Origin of the sequence: Dokdonella koreensis DS-123, from assembly GCF_001632775.1 — a bacterium.
GTDB classification, from domain to species: Bacteria; Pseudomonadota; Gammaproteobacteria; order Xanthomonadales; family Rhodanobacteraceae; genus Dokdonella; species Dokdonella koreensis.
In genome coordinates this window covers 2,129,712-2,142,987 of sequence record NZ_CP015249.1, presented here as the reverse complement: position 1 = coordinate 2,142,987, position 13,276 = coordinate 2,129,712, and the positions used below count along the sequence as shown (strand labels likewise).

Here is a 13,276-nt window from a genome sequence, read left to right as displayed (position 1 = left end):
TCCGGCGGAATCACCGGGCAGCCGTGCCGGACGGCAGCGCCTTCTCGAGTACCTCGAAGCGCAGGTCGGCCCGCCGCGGGATGCCGAACCGCGCATCGCCGTAGGGAAACGGCTGGTGGATTCCGGTGCGGTGGTAGCCGCGGCGTTCGTACCAGGCGATCAGCTCGGCGCGCAGGTCGATCACGGTCATGCGTATCCGGTCGCAGCCCCAGTCGTCGCGCGCGATGCGCTCGGCCTGCGCGATCACCTGCCGGCCGATGCCTTCGCCCTGCGCATCCGGGCGAACCGAGAACATGCCGAAGTAGGCCGCCGGCGGCTGCCGCCGCAGCTCGCAGCACGCCAGCAGGCCGTCCGCACGCTCGACCAGCAGCACGCCCGACGCGGCGCCGTCGATCAGCGCGGCAACGCCTTCGGGATCGATGCGCTGCCCGTCGAGCAGGTCGGCCTCGGTGGTCCATCCGGCCCGGCTGGCATCGCCCCGATAGGCCGACTCGACCAGGGCGACGATCGCGGCGATGTCGCCGGCCCCGGCCCAACGGAAACCCAGCGCCTGCGATGCCGTGCTCATGCCAGCAGCCTGCGGACGCGGCTGATCGCCTCGACGAAGCGATCGATCTCCTCGTGCGTGTTGTAGAACGACAGCGACGCGCGCAACGTCGCCGGCACGCCGTAGAACTGCATCAGCGGATGCGCGCAGTGGTGGCCGGAACGCACGGCGATGCCTTCGTGGTCGAGCAAGGTGCCGAGGTCGTGCGCATGCACGCCGTCGATCAGGAACGCGATCACGGCCGCCTTGTCCGGTGCCGTGCCGAAGATGCGCAGGCCCGGCACCGCCTGCAGCGCCGAGGTCGCGTGCTCCAGCAGCTCGCGCTCGATCGCGCCGATCCGCTCCAGGCCGATGCCCTGGACATAGTCGATCGCCGCACCCAGGCCGACGAAGCCGGCGATGTTGGGCGTTCCGGCTTCGAAGCGGTGCGGCGGGTCGGCGAACGTGGTCCCCTCGAAGCGGACTTCGCGGATCATCTCCCCGCCGCCGAAGAACGGCGGCATCGCCTCCAGCAGCGCACGACGCGCCCACAGCGCGCCGGTACCGGTCGGGCCGAACAGCTTGTGGCCGGTGAACGCGTAGAAGTCGCAACCGATCGCGCGCACGTCGATCGGAAGATGCGGCGCCGCCTGCGAGCCGTCGACCAGCAACGGGATGCCGCGCCGCCGCGCCTCGCGCGCGAGCCGTGCGACCGGATTGATGGTGCCGAGCACGTTCGAGACATGCGTGACGGCGGCCAGCTTGACCTCCGGCGTCAGCATCTGGATGAAGGCCTCGGCATCGAGCTCGCCGTTGGCGTGGATCGGCGCCGCCTTGACGGTGGCGCCGCTGCGCGCGCACACCAGCTGCCAGGGGACGATGTTGGCGTGGTGCTCCATCCGCGTCGTCAGGATCACGTCGCCGGGCCCCAGCCGCGGCAGGGCGTAGCTGTAGGCGACCAGGTTGATCGCCTGCGTCGTGCCGCTGGTCAGGATCACCTCGTCGCGCGCGTCGGCGTTGATGAACCGCGCCAGCGTGTCGCGCGCACCCTCGTAGAGCGAGGTCGCTTCCTCGCCGAGCGCGTGGACCGCGCGTGCGACGTTCGCGTTGCTGTGCCGGTAGAAGCGATCCACCGTCTCGATGACCGCCCGCGGCTTCTGGGCCGTGTTGGCGTTGTCGAAGTAGACCAGCGGCTTGCCGTGGACCGTGCGGTCGAGCAGCGGGAAGTCCGCGCGGATGCGCTGCGAATCGGCTGGTGTGAGCGTACGGCTCATGCGGCCTCCGCCGGCAGGGCCGCGGCCAGCCGCGCCATCACCTGCTCGCGCAGCGGCGCCGAGCCGACATCGGCGAAGACCGCCGCGCAGAACGCCTGCGTCAGCAGCGACCGCGCGGCCTCGGCCGGCAGGCCGCGCGAGCGCAGGTAGAACAAGGCCTGCTCGTCGAGCTGGCCGACCGTGGCGCCGTGTGCCGCCTTGACCTCGTCGGCGTGGATCTCCAGGACCGGCTGGGTGTCGATCTCGGCCTGGGCCGACAGCAGCAGGTTCTTGTTGCTGAGCATGGCGTCGCTGCCATCGGCGCCCGGGGCGATCGTGATCGCGCCGTGGAAGACGCCGCGCGCGCGCGCATCGGCCACGCCGCGCCAGACCAGGTCGCAGGCCGTGTCGCGTGCGACGTGGCGGACGTCCAGGTGGGTGTCGGCATGCTGGCGACCGCGCAGCGCGAAGACGCCGCGCGAGACCAGGCGCGAGCGATCGCCGGCCAGTTCCACCACCAGGTCGTGGCGCAGCAGCTGCGCACCGGCTTCCAGCGTGTGCAGCGTCAGCACCGCGTCGGCAGCGAGCCGGGCCTCGCTGCGGCGGATCAGGCTCGAACCGGCAGCGGCATCCTGCAGCTGCAGCAGGTCGAGCCGCGCACCGGCGCCGAGCGTGAACTGGCCGACCAGGTTGCCCAGGTGGGCATGCGGCGCGGCCGCCGCCTGCCGCTCGATCAGCGTCAATGCCGAGCCCGCGCCCAGCTCGACCAGCATGCGCGCGTTCCAGGCCAGGTCCGCCTCGGCCGGTGCGCCGATCCAGACCAGTTCCACCGGCGCCGCGATGCGTGCGCCGTCCGCCACCCGCAGCACGACACCGTCGCCGGCGGTCGCGGTATTGAGCCGCGCAAAGGCCTCGGCGCGCGCCTCGTAGTGGCGCCCCAGGCCGGCGCGGACCATCTCGGCGGCATCGGCCAGCGCGGCGTCGAGCGGCACCAGGTGCAGCCCGTCGATGTCGGGCAGGTGCGACAGCTCGCTGCGGAACCGTCCGTTGACGAAGACCATGCGCGGCCCGGCCGGCACCGCGTCGCCGAGCAGGTGCGGATCGATGGGACGCGTCGCCGCGCCGGCGTCGCCGCGCAGCAGGCGGCGCTGGCCCAGCGCACGCAGGTTGGTGTACTTCCAGGCCTCCTCGCGCGCATCGGGCAATCCGTCGCGGCGCAGGGCGGCCAGCGCCGCCTCGCGCGCCTCGCCCAGCCAGGCCGCCGCCGACGCGGGCGGCGGATCGGCCGTCAGGCCGTCGATCAGCGGCGCGTCCATCACGCCGCCCCGGCCAGCTTGCGGTCGGCGACCCAGGCGTAGCCGTGCTCTTCGAGCTTCAGCGCGAGACTCTTGTCGCCGCTTTCGACGATGCGCCCATCGGCCAGCACGTGGACGAAGTCCGGCACGATGTAGTCGAGCAGGCGCTGGTAGTGCGTGATGACGACGAAGGCGCGGCCGGCGTCACGCATCGCGTTGACGCCGTGCGCGACCATCTTCAGCGCATCGATGTCCAGGCCCGAGTCGGTCTCGTCCAGGATCGCCAGCTTCGGCTCGAGCAGTGCCATCTGGAAGATCTCGTTGCGCTTCTTCTCACCGCCCGAGAACCCTTCGTTGACGGCGCGGTGCAGCAGCTCGTCCTTGAGGTGGAGCACGGCCAGCTTCTCGCGCACGCGCTTCAGGAACTGCATCGAGTCGAGCTCGTCCTCGCCGCGCTGCTTGCGCTGCGCATTGAGCGCGGCGCGCAGGAAATAGGTGTTGTTGACGCCGGGAATCTCGACCGGGTACTGGAACGCCAGGAACACGCCGGCGGCGGCGCGCGCCTCCGGCTCGAGCGCGAGCAGGTCCACGCCGTCGAACGTGACCGTGCCTTCGGTGACCTCGTAGCCTTCGCGACCCGCCAGCACGTTGCCGAGCGTGGACTTGCCGGCCCCGTTGGGGCCCATGACCGCATGCACCTCGCCGGCGTTCACCGCCAGGTCCAGGCCCTTGATGATTTCCTTGCCCGCGACGCGGACGTGCAGATTCTCGATCTTCAGCATGGTCTTCCGTCGACCCGGTCGTGCCGGGTCCTCGATGAAAAAGAAATCGCCGGTCAGTCCGGGGCGCCGGCGGGCCGCACGGAACCCGCGCAGACCTCGCCCTCGGCGGCCCCGTCGAGCCAGCGCTCGAGCTGGGTGGTGCGCGCGCGCGTCAGCTCGGCCTTCACGCCCGCCGCACAGCCCGGGTAGGCCGAGCCATAGGCCGTGGCCGGATCGGCGTCGGGGTAGCGGGCGGCCAGCTCGGCATCGCGGAACGCGATCCAGGCGCGCTGCGCGAGGCGCAGCTTGCCGAGGAAGGCCGCATCGTGCGCGTAGTCGCGTTGGACGCGGGCATAGACCGCATTGAGCTCGCGATCGGCGGCGGCGAAGTCCGAGGCCGCGCAGGCATCGATCTGGACCTGGTTCTGCGCGCGGTCGAGGCAGTCCCCGGCGTGTGCCGAGGCCATCCCCAGCCCGCCGATCCACAGCAGGCCCGCCAGCGGCAGCGAAGCGGTGGCAGTCATCCCACCGCTCCTTCCAGCGAGACCTCGAGCAGCTTCTTGGCCTCGACCGCGAACTCCATCGGCAGCTCCTTGAAGACCTGCTTGCAGAAGCCGTCGACGATCATCGAGACCGCGTCCTCCTCGCTGATGCCGCGGCTGCGGCAGTAGAACAGCTGGTCGTCGGAGATCTTCGAGGTGGTCGCCTCGTGCTCGACGATCGCGCCGGGATTCTTGACCTCGATGTACGGGAACGTGTGCGCGCCGCAGGTCTTGCCGATCAGCAGCGAATCGCACTGGGTGTGGTTGCGTGCGCCTTCGGCGCCGCGCTCGACCTTGACCAGCCCGCGATAGCTGTTCTGGCCGCGGCCGGCGCTGATGCCCTTGGAGACGATCTTCGACTTGGTGTTGCGGCCGATGTGGATCATCTTGGTGCCGGTATCGGCCTGCTGCCGGTGATGCGTCAGCGCCACCGAGTGGAACTCGCCGACCGAGTCGTCGCCGCGCAGCACGCAGCTGGGATATTTCCAGGTGATCGCCGATCCGGTCTCGACCTGGGTCCAGGAGATCTTGCTGCGCGCGCCGCGGCAGTCGCCGCGCTTGGTGACGAAGTTGTAGATGCCGCCGACGCCGTTCTCGTCGCCCGGGTACCAGTTCTGCACGGTCGAGTACTTGATGCTGGCATCGTCGAGGGCGACCAGCTCGACCACCGCCGCGTGCAGCTGGTTCTCGTCGCGCATCGGTGCCGTGCAGCCCTCCAGGTAGGACACCGATGCGCCTTCCTCGGCGATCAGCAAGGTCCGCTCGAACTGGCCGGTATCGCGCGCATTGATGCGGAAGTAGGTGCTGAGCTCCATCGGGCAGCGCACGCCCTTGGGCACGAACACGAAGCTGCCGTCGGAGAACACCGCCGAGTTCAGCGCCGCGAAATAGTTGTCGCCGACCGGCACGACCGAGCCGAGGTAGCGGCGGACCAGGTCCGGGTACTCGCGGACCGCCTCGGACATCGAGCAGAAGATCACGCCGGCGGCGGCCAGTTCCTTGCGGAACGTGGTGCCGACCGAAACCGAGTCGAACACCGCATCGACCGCCACGCCGGCCAGGCGCGCGCGCTCGTGCAGCGGCACGCCGAGCTTGTCGTAGGTCTCCAGCAGCTTCGGGTCGACCTCGTCCAGCGACTTGGGCCGGTTCTTCGGCGCCGCGAAGTAGCTGATCGCCTGGAAGTCGATCGGCGCGATCGCCAGCTTGGCCCAGTGCGGTGCCGTCATCGTCAGCCAGTGGCGATAGGCCTGCAGGCGCCACTCGGTCATCCAGGCCGGCTCGTCCTTCTTGGCCGAGATCAGGCGGACGACGTCCTCGGACAGGCCCGGCGGTACGGTTTCGGTTTCGATGTCGGTGACGAATCCGGCGCCGTAGCGGCGCCCCATCGCCTCGACGATCGCGTCGTTGGCGGCGGGCTCGCGCAGGCGCGATTCGATGTCACTGCGTTCGGTGGCCATGGATGGGCTGCCTTGCAGGTTCAGGTGACGGCCACGCGGACCGGGATCGGCACGCGCAGCGGTGGGGGGGCGGGCTTGACCATGTCGGCCAGGGTCACGCTGTCGAGCGCGTGTTCGATCGCCTGGCTGATGCGCCGCCAGTTGACGCGGACGCCGCAGTGCGCCTCGTGGCCGCACTGGCCGCTGTGCACGCTGCATTCGGTCATGCCGATCGGTCCTTCCATCGCGGTGACGATCTCGGCCACCGTGATCGCCTGCGGCGGCCGTGCCAGCCGGTAGCCGCCGTTGACGCCGCGGAACGACTCGACCAGGCCGGCGTGGCCGAGCTGCTTGAGCAGCTTGCTGACGGTGGGCGCCTCCAGATGGGCACGCTCGGCCAGCCCCTGCGCGCTCAGCACTTCGCCGTCGGCGGCGGCCAGGACCGTCATGACGACGGTGGCATAGTCGGTGAGCTTGCTGACGCGTAGCATCGCGGCGGGGAGACGATCGAATAAGTACCGAAATGGTACTGATTTTGACCGCAGCGGTCAAACCACCGCTCGGCTAGACTGGCGGGCCGTTCGACCACCCCTGCCCCGCTTCCGATGCCGCCGATCGCCGACCGCCACCAGGCGCTGCACCGCTTCGTCGCCGACCACCTTCCCGCCGGCACCTTCCGGATCGTCCCGGCCTCCGCCGACCTGGGCTACCGCAGCTACTGGCGCGTCCACGCCACGGGCCAGCCGTCGCGCATCGTCATGGACGCACCGCCCGACAAGGTCGAATGCGGCCCCTTCCTGCGGGTGGCGGGCCTGCTGCGCACCGCCGGCCTCAACGTCCCGGAGATCCTCGCCGAAGACCTGGACCAGGGCTTCCTGCTGATGTCCGACCTCGGCGAGCGCACCTGCCTCGAAACGATCCAGGCCGGGGCCGACCCGGCGCCGCACATCGCCGCGGCGATCGTCGAGCTGGTACGGCTGCAACGCATGGCGCCGCCGGACTGGCTGCCGCCGTACGGGCGAGCCTTGCTGGAGCAGGAGCTGGACCTCTTCCCGGACTGGTACCTGGCGCGCCATTGCGGCGTCACGCTGGACGGCGCGGACCGGGCGGCCTGGCAGGATGCGCGCGAACGCCTGGTATCGGCGGCGCTGGCGCAGCCGCAGGTGCTCGTGCACCGCGACTACATGCTGCGCAACCTGATGCCGCCGGTCGGCAGCGCGGACGTACCCGGCGTGCTCGACTTCCAGGACGCCTGCGTCGGCCCGATCGCCTACGACCCGCTCAGCCTGGTCAAGGACGCGTTCGCCAGCTGGCCGGCCGCCGCCGTCGAGGACTGGCTGCGCAGCTACCACGCCCAGGCACGCGCGGGCCGCCTGCCGGTGCCCGAATGGGAACCGTTCCGCCGCGACGTCGACTGGATCGGCATCCAGCGCCACCTGAAGGTGATCGGCGTCTTCACGCGCGTCAACTACCGTGACGGCAAGCCCAAGTACCTGACCGACACGCCGCGCTTCTTCCGCTACCTGTTCGAGGTCCTGCCCGTCTATCCGGAGCTGGCCGGTCTGGAGCAGCTGCTGCGCCGGTACGCTCCGGCGGACGCGGCCTAGTGTTCCGCCAAGCGATGATTTTCGCCGCCGGCCGCGGCGAGCGCCTGCGGCCGCTGACCGATACCACGCCCAAGCCGCTGCTGCCGGTCGCCGGCAAGCCCCTGATCGAGTGGCACCTGGAAAGGCTGGCCGATGCGGGAATACGCGACGTGGTCGTCAACACCTCGCACCTGGCCGACCGCTTTCCCGCCGCGCTCGGCGACGGCGCGCGCTGGGGATTGGCGATCCACTACCGCCCCGAAGGCTCGGAGCCGCTGGAAACCGGCGGCGGCATGCTCAACGCCCTGCCCCTGCTCGGCGAGGCTCCCTTCGTCCTGGTCAACGGCGACGTCTGGAGCGACTACGCCCTGTCCAGCCTGCCGGCACTGACCGATGACTGGGCCCACCTGGTCCTGGTGCCGCCGCCCGCCCACGGCGGCGACGGCGATTTCCGGCTGGAAGCCGGCCGCGTCCACGGCGATGGCGCTCCCCGGCTGACCTATGCCGGCATCGGCGTCTTCCGCGCCGCGCTGTTCGACGGCTGGCGCGAGGCGCTGGCCGGCGACGCCGGAGCCGCGCGGACACCGCCGCGCTTCCGGCTGGCGCCGCTGCTGCGCCGGGCGATGCAGCTGAACCGTATCGGCGGCGAGTGCTATACCGGGCGCTGGTTCGACATCGGCACGCCCGAGCGCCTGGCCGAAGCCGAAGCGGCGATCACGGCCTGAACCTCAGGCCGGCTCGGCCAGCAGCTGGCGCAGGAACGGGATGGTGACGCGGCGTTGCGCCGCCAGCGCCGCCCGGTCGATGCGGTCGAGCAAGTCCACCAGCGTGGCCAGGTCGCGTGCCTGGCGCGTGAACAGCCAATCCATCACGCCATCGTCGAGCTCGATGCCGCGCGCCGCGGCACGCTCGCGCAGGATGCGGCGGCGGCCGGCCTCGTCGAGCGGCTTGAGCAGGCCCTGCGTGCAGGCGGCCAGCCGCGAGCGCAGGTCCGGCAGCTGCATCGGCAATGCGGCCGGTACCGCCTGGGCGGCGAACAGCATGACCGTGCCTTCGGCGCGGCAGCGGTTGTAGAGGTCGAACAGGGCGTGCTCGGCAGCGCCGTCACCAGCCAACGCCTGCAGGTCGTCCAGGGCCAGCAGATCGCCGCCGCCGAGCGCGCGCAGGCGTTCGCCGCGCGGGGCTCCCGGCTCGGCCAGGCCGACGTACTGTGCCCGCCGCGCCTGCGCCAGGGCGGCGTGGCAGGCGGCGACCAGCAGGTGCGTCTTGCCGCTGCCGCGCGGGCCGGACAGGAACACCCACGGCGCGCCGGCATCGGCCGCGGCCGCCGCCAAGGCCGCGGGCGTGCCCTGGCTGGCTCCGTGCGGGTCGAAATGCTCCAGGCGCAGCCACGAAGGCCAGCGCAACGAAAGCGGCAACTGCCCGCTCATGGCTTGGCCGGCGGCTCCTGGGCGCGCGCGTGCCCGGTGACGATGATCGTTTCCGTGGCGACCACCGTCGTGGCGGCACGCGACAGGTCACCGGCGACGACGATCTGCGGCTCCTCGCCCACGTCCTGGTACATCTCGCTCTGCGTGTAGCGCTCGTAGGCGTAGCGCAGCAGCACCATGACGATCGCGGCGATCGGCAGCGCCAGCAGCACGCCGACGAAGCCGAACAGCTGCCCGCCGGCCAGGATCGCGAACATGACGGCGACCGGGTGCATGCCGATCCGGTCGCCGACCAGCTTGGGAACCAGCACGTAGCCCTCCAGCGTCTGGCCGATCGCGAACACCGCCAGCACCAGCAGCACGTGGAACCAGTCCTGGTACTGGACCAGCGCGGCGATGATGCCCATGCCGACGCCGACGATCGCGCCGAGGTACGGCACGAAGCTGATCAGCCCGGCGATCATGCCGATCAGCGGGCCGACGCTGATGCCGACCATCCACAGCCCGAGGCCGTAGATGATCCCGAGGACGATCATCACGCTGAGCTGGCCGCGCAGGAAGCCGCCCAGCGTCTCGTCCGACTCGCGCGCCAGCCGCACGACCACCGGCTCGATCGAACGCGGGATCAGCGCATGCACGCGATCCACGACGATGTTCCAGTCGCGCAGCAGGTAGAACGCCGCCACCGGCACGATCACCGCGTTGAGCACCCAGCCGAGCACCGCGAAGCCGGACTTGGAGACGCCCGCGACGACGGCGGCGGCGAAGCCCCCGGCCTCCTTCCAATGCGCCTGCAGCATGCCGACGATGCCCTGGCTGTCGAAGCTGCCGAGGCTGATGCCCAGGTGCGCCTCGACCCACGGCGAGGCGACGTTCTGCGCCCAGGCGGTCCAGCGCGGCAGCTGCTCGAGGAAGTTGGCGATCTGCCGCTCGATGAACGGGATCAGCACCAGCACGATCCCGACCAGGGCCAGGGTCAGCACGATGAAGACCAGGCTCACGCCCCAGGCGCGCCCCACGCCGCGGCGCTCCAGCACCTCGACCAGCGGATTGAACAGGTACGCGAACAGCGCCGCCGCGACGAACGGTGAGAGCACCGGTCCCAGCAGGTACAGCACGAAACCGATCGCGGCGACCAGGATCAGCCACTTCCAGCGCACGTCCAGACTGTTCTCGGTCATCGGGCTCACATCCTCGAAGCGGGGCCGTTCAGGTGTCCATTGTCGGCGAAGCGGGGGGCGCACCACCATGGCCGCACGGCCTGCCGGAGGTGCTCGCGTCCCGCGCCGTTCATCGGCGGCCGCGCCGCGCCAGCCAGGCGCGGCGTCCCCAGGTGAGGACGTAGTCGGCCCCGCTGGCCACGGTCAGCACCACCACGGCCAGCAGCGCGCCGTCGCGCAGCGCGCCCGGCACGGCCGTCAGGCCGGCCAGCCGCACCAGTTCCAGCACGACGAAGGCGATCTGCACCAGCGTCGTCAGCTTGGACAGCACGGTGGGCGCCGCATCGAAGCGGCCGATCAGGCGGTGATAGGCCAGCGCGCCGGCGACGATGACCACGTCGCGGCCGATCACCAGCACCGGCAGCCACGCCGGCAACGCACCAGCCAGGCCCAGGGCGACGAAGCTCGCCATCAGCATCAGCTTATCGGCGATCGGATCGAGCATGCCCCCGATCCAGCTCTGCCAGCCGAACTGCTTGGCCAGGAAGCCGTCGATCGCGTCGCTGAGCGCCGCCACCACGAGGACCGCCAGGGCCTCGCCGTAGCGCTGCTGCAGGATCAGCCAGGCCAGCGGGACGACCAGGACGATCCTGGCCACGGTGATCAGGTTGGGAAGCTGCCGAAGCACGGCGGGCGTTCAGCGCCCCAGGATCAGGGTCGCGTCGACGCCCTCGACCGGTGGCTGGCCGTTGACGACGGTCAGCGTCGCGCTGGTGTCGACGGTCGAAAGGAAATACGGCAAGCCGACCGTCAGGGCGACCCGCATCAGCACGCCGTCGCCGCGCGCCTCGAGCGTCGCCGACTGGCGCACCAGGTCCAGGCTGCCGAGATAGCGCATGATGCGCGCGAAATCCTCGGCCGAGCGGATGCCGCCGATCCACAGCCGGGCCTCGGTCGGCGCCCCGCGGTCGGCATAGGCCACGCCGACGCCCAGCCGCCCGAGCACCGCGGCCACGCTGGCGGGGTCGAACTCGGCGACCAGGACCAGCTGCGGCTGGCCGTCCAGGCCGACATCGCGGCGATACTGGTACTGCAGCATGTAGGTCGCGGCCCGCGCCGTCTCGCGGGCCACGTCGGCGCGGCCGGCCAGGCTTTCGTCGCCGGCCAGGCGCACCAGCACCTGGGTCATCGCCACCGCCAGCGCGGGGCCGCGATCGGCCTCGCCCTGCGAGGCCACCGGCGCCTCGCCGGTATGCGAGCCGGCGGCGGCCGGGACCGCCGCGCAGGAGACCATCACGATCAGGAACAGAAGACAGCGCGACAGCATCTGCGGGCATCCGGCATCGGCAGGGGCTGGAAGTCTGCCCAAACCGGGCTGCCGCGTCCAACCGCGCCGCCCGGGCGCCCGGGCGGCCAACGGCGGCAGCGGGGCCGGAAGCGCGCCCCGCGCCCGCCGCCCGTGGCGGGCCGCAACCGGCATGCGGCGCGGCTATCCGGCCGAACGTCCATAAGCGGGTCCTACGCTGCTATCATGCGCGCCCCTCGCGCCGACCCAGCGAACATGGCCAACGCGACCGAAGCCCTCACCTACCGCGCCGCCGGCGTCGACATCGATGCCGGCAATGCCGTCGTCGAACGCATCAAACCCCTGGTCAAGCGCACGTTCCGGCCGGAGGTCATGGCCGGCCTCGGCGGCTTCGGCGCGCTGTTCGAGCTGGGCGCCCGCTACCGCGACCCGGTGCTCGTCTCCGGCACCGACGGTGTCGGCACCAAGCTCAAGCTGGCGCAGACGCTCGGCCGCCACGACACCATCGGCATCGACCTGGTCGGCATGTGCGTCAACGACGTCCTGGTCCAGGGCGCCGAGCCGCTGTTCTTCCTCGACTACTTCGCCACCGGCAAGCTCGACGTCGACACCACCGTCAGCGTGATCGGCGGCATCGCCAAGGGCTGCGAGCTGGCCGGCTGCGCGCTGGTCGGCGGCGAAACCGCCGAGATGCCGGACATGTACCCGCCGGGCGAGTACGACCTGGCCGGCTTCTGCGTGGGCGCGGTCGAGAAGATCGCATTGATCGACGGCAGCCGCATCCAGGCCGGCGACGCGATCGTCGGCGTTCTCTCCAGCGGTCCGCACTCGAACGGCTACTCGCTGATCCGCCGCATCGCCGAGCGCGCCGGCAACCCGTTCGACCTCGACCTGGACGGCACGACGCTGGCCGACGCGCTGATGGCGCCGACCACCATCTACGTCAAGCCGGTGCTGAAGCTGATGCAGCAGCAAGCCGTGCACGGCATGGCCCACATCACCGGCGGCGGCCTGCAGGAGAACATCATCCGCGTCGTGCCCGGGGGCCTGGGCGTGGCGCTGGAGAGCAGCGCCTGGAAGCTCCCGCCCGTGTTCGACTGGCTGCAGCGCGAAGGCAAGGTGGAGCGCGCGGAGATGTGGCGCACGTTCAACTGCGGCATCGGCTACACGCTGATCGTCCCGCGCGCGCAGGCCGGTGCTACGGTCGATGCGCTGGAAACGCTCGGACTCCAGGCCGCGACGATCGGCGAGATCGTCGCCGCGAGCGGCGACGAGCGTGTCCGCATCGCCTGACGCGTTCGGCCTCGTCGTCTTCGCATCCGGCCGCGGCAGCAACTTCCTGGCGCTGCACGAGGCAGCGCGCGACGGCACCCTGCCGGTCCGCATCGCCGCGCTGTTCTCCGATCGCCCCGGCTGCGCGGCGGTCGCCGCCGCCCGTGAACGCGGCATCCCGACCGTGGCGTTGCGGCCGCGCGACTTCGCCGACCGGGCCGGCTTCGATCGCGCGCTGTTCGCCGAACTGGACGCGTTCTCGCCGGCATTGGTGGTGCTGGCCGGCTTTCTGCGGATCCTCGACCCGGCCGTGATCGCGCCCTGGGCCGGACGCATCATCAACATCCATCCGTCGCTGCTGCCCAAGTATCCGGGCCTGGACACGCACCGCCGCGCACTGGCATCCGGCGATGCGTTCCACGGCGCCAGCGTGCACTACGTCGGCGCCGAGCTCGACGCCGGCCCGGTGATCGCGCAGGCGGCGCTCGCGGTCGCGCCGGACGACTCGCCCGAATCGCTCGCCACGCGCCTGCTGGCCGAGGAGCACCGCCTGCTGCCGGCCGTGGTCGACCTGATCGCGCGCGGACGGATCGCGCTCGACGGTGCCAGCGTGTGCCTGGACGGCCAGCCGCTGCCGCTGCCGCTGCAGCTCGGACCGGGCGGACTCGCGCCCGGCTGACCACCACTCACGGCGGCGCAGATCGGGCAA

15 protein-coding genes are annotated in these 13,276 nt (G+C 71.2%); 4 read left to right on the top strand and 11 right to left on the bottom strand.

All coding sequences use genetic code 11. The features are described from left to right. Positions 1–10: 10 nt before the first annotated feature. The 7 genes from I596_RS08650 to I596_RS08620 are packed head-to-tail and all read right to left on the bottom strand — an operon-like array spanning position 11 to position 6,304. A complete protein-coding gene (locus I596_RS08650) occupies positions 11–568 on the bottom strand; it encodes a GNAT family N-acetyltransferase (protein ID WP_067646496.1) in 558 nt (185 codons plus the stop codon). After that, positions 565–1,800: a cysteine desulfurase gene (locus tag I596_RS08645; RefSeq protein ID WP_067646493.1), complete on the bottom strand. Its 1,236-nt coding sequence runs from the start codon at positions 1,798–1,800 to the stop codon at positions 565–567. Before I596_RS08645 ends, I596_RS08650 begins: the two co-directional genes overlap by 4 nt. After that, complete coding sequence (gene sufD / locus I596_RS08640; RefSeq protein WP_067646491.1) at positions 1,797–3,095, bottom strand: Fe-S cluster assembly protein SufD; 1,299 nt, start codon at positions 3,093–3,095, stop codon at positions 1,797–1,799. Before sufD ends, I596_RS08645 begins: the two co-directional genes overlap by 4 nt. After that, positions 3,095–3,856, bottom strand: coding sequence for a Fe-S cluster assembly ATPase SufC (gene sufC / locus I596_RS08635; RefSeq protein ID WP_067646488.1), 762 nt, complete (start codon positions 3,854–3,856; stop codon positions 3,095–3,097). Before sufC ends, sufD begins: the two co-directional genes overlap by 1 nt. A 53-nt stretch (positions 3,857–3,909) precedes the next feature. Beyond that, complete coding sequence (locus tag I596_RS08630; RefSeq protein WP_150132083.1) at positions 3,910–4,359, bottom strand: lysozyme inhibitor LprI family protein; 450 nt, start codon at positions 4,357–4,359, stop codon at positions 3,910–3,912. Then, on the bottom strand, positions 4,356–5,834 hold the full coding sequence (gene sufB / locus I596_RS08625; RefSeq protein ID WP_067646485.1) for a Fe-S cluster assembly protein SufB: 1,479 nt from the start codon (positions 5,832–5,834) through the stop codon (positions 4,356–4,358). Before sufB ends, I596_RS08630 begins: the two co-directional genes overlap by 4 nt. 20 nt (positions 5,835–5,854) lie before the next feature. Beyond that, the gene (locus I596_RS08620) at positions 5,855–6,304 is read right to left on the bottom strand and encodes an SUF system Fe-S cluster assembly regulator (protein ID WP_067646482.1); all 450 of its coding nucleotides are present in this window, start codon (positions 6,302–6,304) and stop codon (positions 5,855–5,857) included. A gap of 114 nt (positions 6,305–6,418) precedes the next feature. Between I596_RS08620 and I596_RS08615 the strand changes: the two genes are divergently transcribed. Next, positions 6,419–7,420, top strand: coding sequence for an aminoglycoside phosphotransferase family protein (locus I596_RS08615; RefSeq protein ID WP_067646479.1), 1,002 nt, complete (start codon positions 6,419–6,421; stop codon positions 7,418–7,420). A 14-nt stretch (positions 7,421–7,434) separates the two neighbouring features. After that, positions 7,435–8,124, top strand: a complete 690-nt coding sequence (gene murU, locus I596_RS08610) for an N-acetylmuramate alpha-1-phosphate uridylyltransferase MurU (RefSeq protein ID WP_067651646.1) — start codon at positions 7,435–7,437, stop codon at positions 8,122–8,124. Between the two features lie 3 nt (positions 8,125–8,127). Here murU and hda read toward each other — a convergent pair whose 3' ends face one another. The 4 genes from hda to I596_RS08590 all read right to left on the bottom strand — a co-directional run bounded on the left by hda (position 8,128) and on the right by I596_RS08590 (position 11,316). Continuing rightward, the gene (hda, locus tag I596_RS08605; RefSeq protein ID WP_067646477.1) at positions 8,128–8,829 is read right to left on the bottom strand and encodes a DnaA regulatory inactivator Hda; all 702 of its coding nucleotides are present in this window, start codon (positions 8,827–8,829) and stop codon (positions 8,128–8,130) included. After that, positions 8,826–10,010 carry an AI-2E family transporter gene (locus tag I596_RS08600; RefSeq protein ID WP_067646474.1) on the bottom strand — a complete coding sequence of 395 codons (1,185 nt, stop codon included), beginning with the start codon at positions 10,008–10,010 and terminating at the stop codon, positions 8,826–8,828. Before I596_RS08600 ends, hda begins: the two co-directional genes overlap by 4 nt. Before the next feature lie 109 nt (positions 10,011–10,119). Next, positions 10,120–10,677, bottom strand: coding sequence for a CDP-alcohol phosphatidyltransferase family protein (locus I596_RS08595; protein ID WP_067646471.1), 558 nt, complete (start codon positions 10,675–10,677; stop codon positions 10,120–10,122). Positions 10,678–10,686: 9 nt separating this feature from the next. Continuing rightward, positions 10,687–11,316 carry a DUF2066 domain-containing protein gene (locus I596_RS08590; protein WP_067646468.1) on the bottom strand — a complete coding sequence of 210 codons (630 nt, stop codon included), beginning with the start codon at positions 11,314–11,316 and terminating at the stop codon, positions 10,687–10,689. 204 nt (positions 11,317–11,520) lie between these two features. Here I596_RS08590 and purM point away from each other — a divergent pair, with 204 nt between their 5' ends. Together purM and purN are read left to right on the top strand one after the other, a co-directional pair. Next, the gene (gene purM, locus I596_RS08585) at positions 11,521–12,588 is read left to right on the top strand and encodes a phosphoribosylformylglycinamidine cyclo-ligase (protein ID WP_223303939.1); all 1,068 of its coding nucleotides are present in this window, start codon (positions 11,521–11,523) and stop codon (positions 12,586–12,588) included. Continuing rightward, the gene (gene purN, locus I596_RS08580; RefSeq protein ID WP_067646462.1) at positions 12,572–13,246 is read left to right on the top strand and encodes a phosphoribosylglycinamide formyltransferase; all 675 of its coding nucleotides are present in this window, start codon (positions 12,572–12,574) and stop codon (positions 13,244–13,246) included. The genes purM and purN overlap by 17 nt, the downstream gene beginning before the upstream one ends. The last annotated feature ends 30 nt before the right edge of the window (positions 13,247–13,276 follow it).

Excerpts from the sequence above, each read along its gene's own strand:
- I596_RS08650 (WP_067646496.1), bottom strand. The coding sequence starts at position 568 with ATGAGCACGGCATCGCAGGCGCTGGGTTTCCGTTGGGCCGGGGCCGGC.
- I596_RS08645 (WP_067646493.1), bottom strand. The coding sequence starts at position 1,800 with ATGAGCCGTACGCTCACACCAGCCGATTCGCAGCGCATCCGCGCGGAC.
- sufD (WP_067646491.1), bottom strand. The coding sequence starts at position 3,095 with ATGGACGCGCCGCTGATCGACGGCCTGACGGCCGATCCGCCGCCCGCG.
- sufC (WP_067646488.1), bottom strand. The coding sequence starts at position 3,856 with ATGCTGAAGATCGAGAATCTGCACGTCCGCGTCGCGGGCAAGGAAATC.
- I596_RS08630 (WP_150132083.1), bottom strand. The coding sequence starts at position 4,359 with ATGACTGCCACCGCTTCGCTGCCGCTGGCGGGCCTGCTGTGGATCGGC.
- sufB (WP_067646485.1), bottom strand. The coding sequence starts at position 5,834 with ATGGCCACCGAACGCAGTGACATCGAATCGCGCCTGCGCGAGCCCGCC.
- I596_RS08620 (WP_067646482.1), bottom strand. The coding sequence starts at position 6,304 with ATGCTACGCGTCAGCAAGCTCACCGACTATGCCACCGTCGTCATGACG.
- I596_RS08615 (WP_067646479.1), top strand. The coding sequence starts at position 6,419 with ATGCCGCCGATCGCCGACCGCCACCAGGCGCTGCACCGCTTCGTCGCC.
- murU (WP_067651646.1), top strand. The coding sequence starts at position 7,435 with ATGATTTTCGCCGCCGGCCGCGGCGAGCGCCTGCGGCCGCTGACCGAT.
- hda (WP_067646477.1), bottom strand. The coding sequence starts at position 8,829 with ATGAGCGGGCAGTTGCCGCTTTCGTTGCGCTGGCCTTCGTGGCTGCGC.
- I596_RS08600 (WP_067646474.1), bottom strand. The coding sequence starts at position 10,010 with ATGACCGAGAACAGTCTGGACGTGCGCTGGAAGTGGCTGATCCTGGTC.
- I596_RS08590 (WP_067646468.1), bottom strand. The coding sequence starts at position 11,316 with ATGCTGTCGCGCTGTCTTCTGTTCCTGATCGTGATGGTCTCCTGCGCG.
- purM (WP_223303939.1), top strand. The coding sequence starts at position 11,521 with ATGCGCGCCCCTCGCGCCGACCCAGCGAACATGGCCAACGCGACCGAA.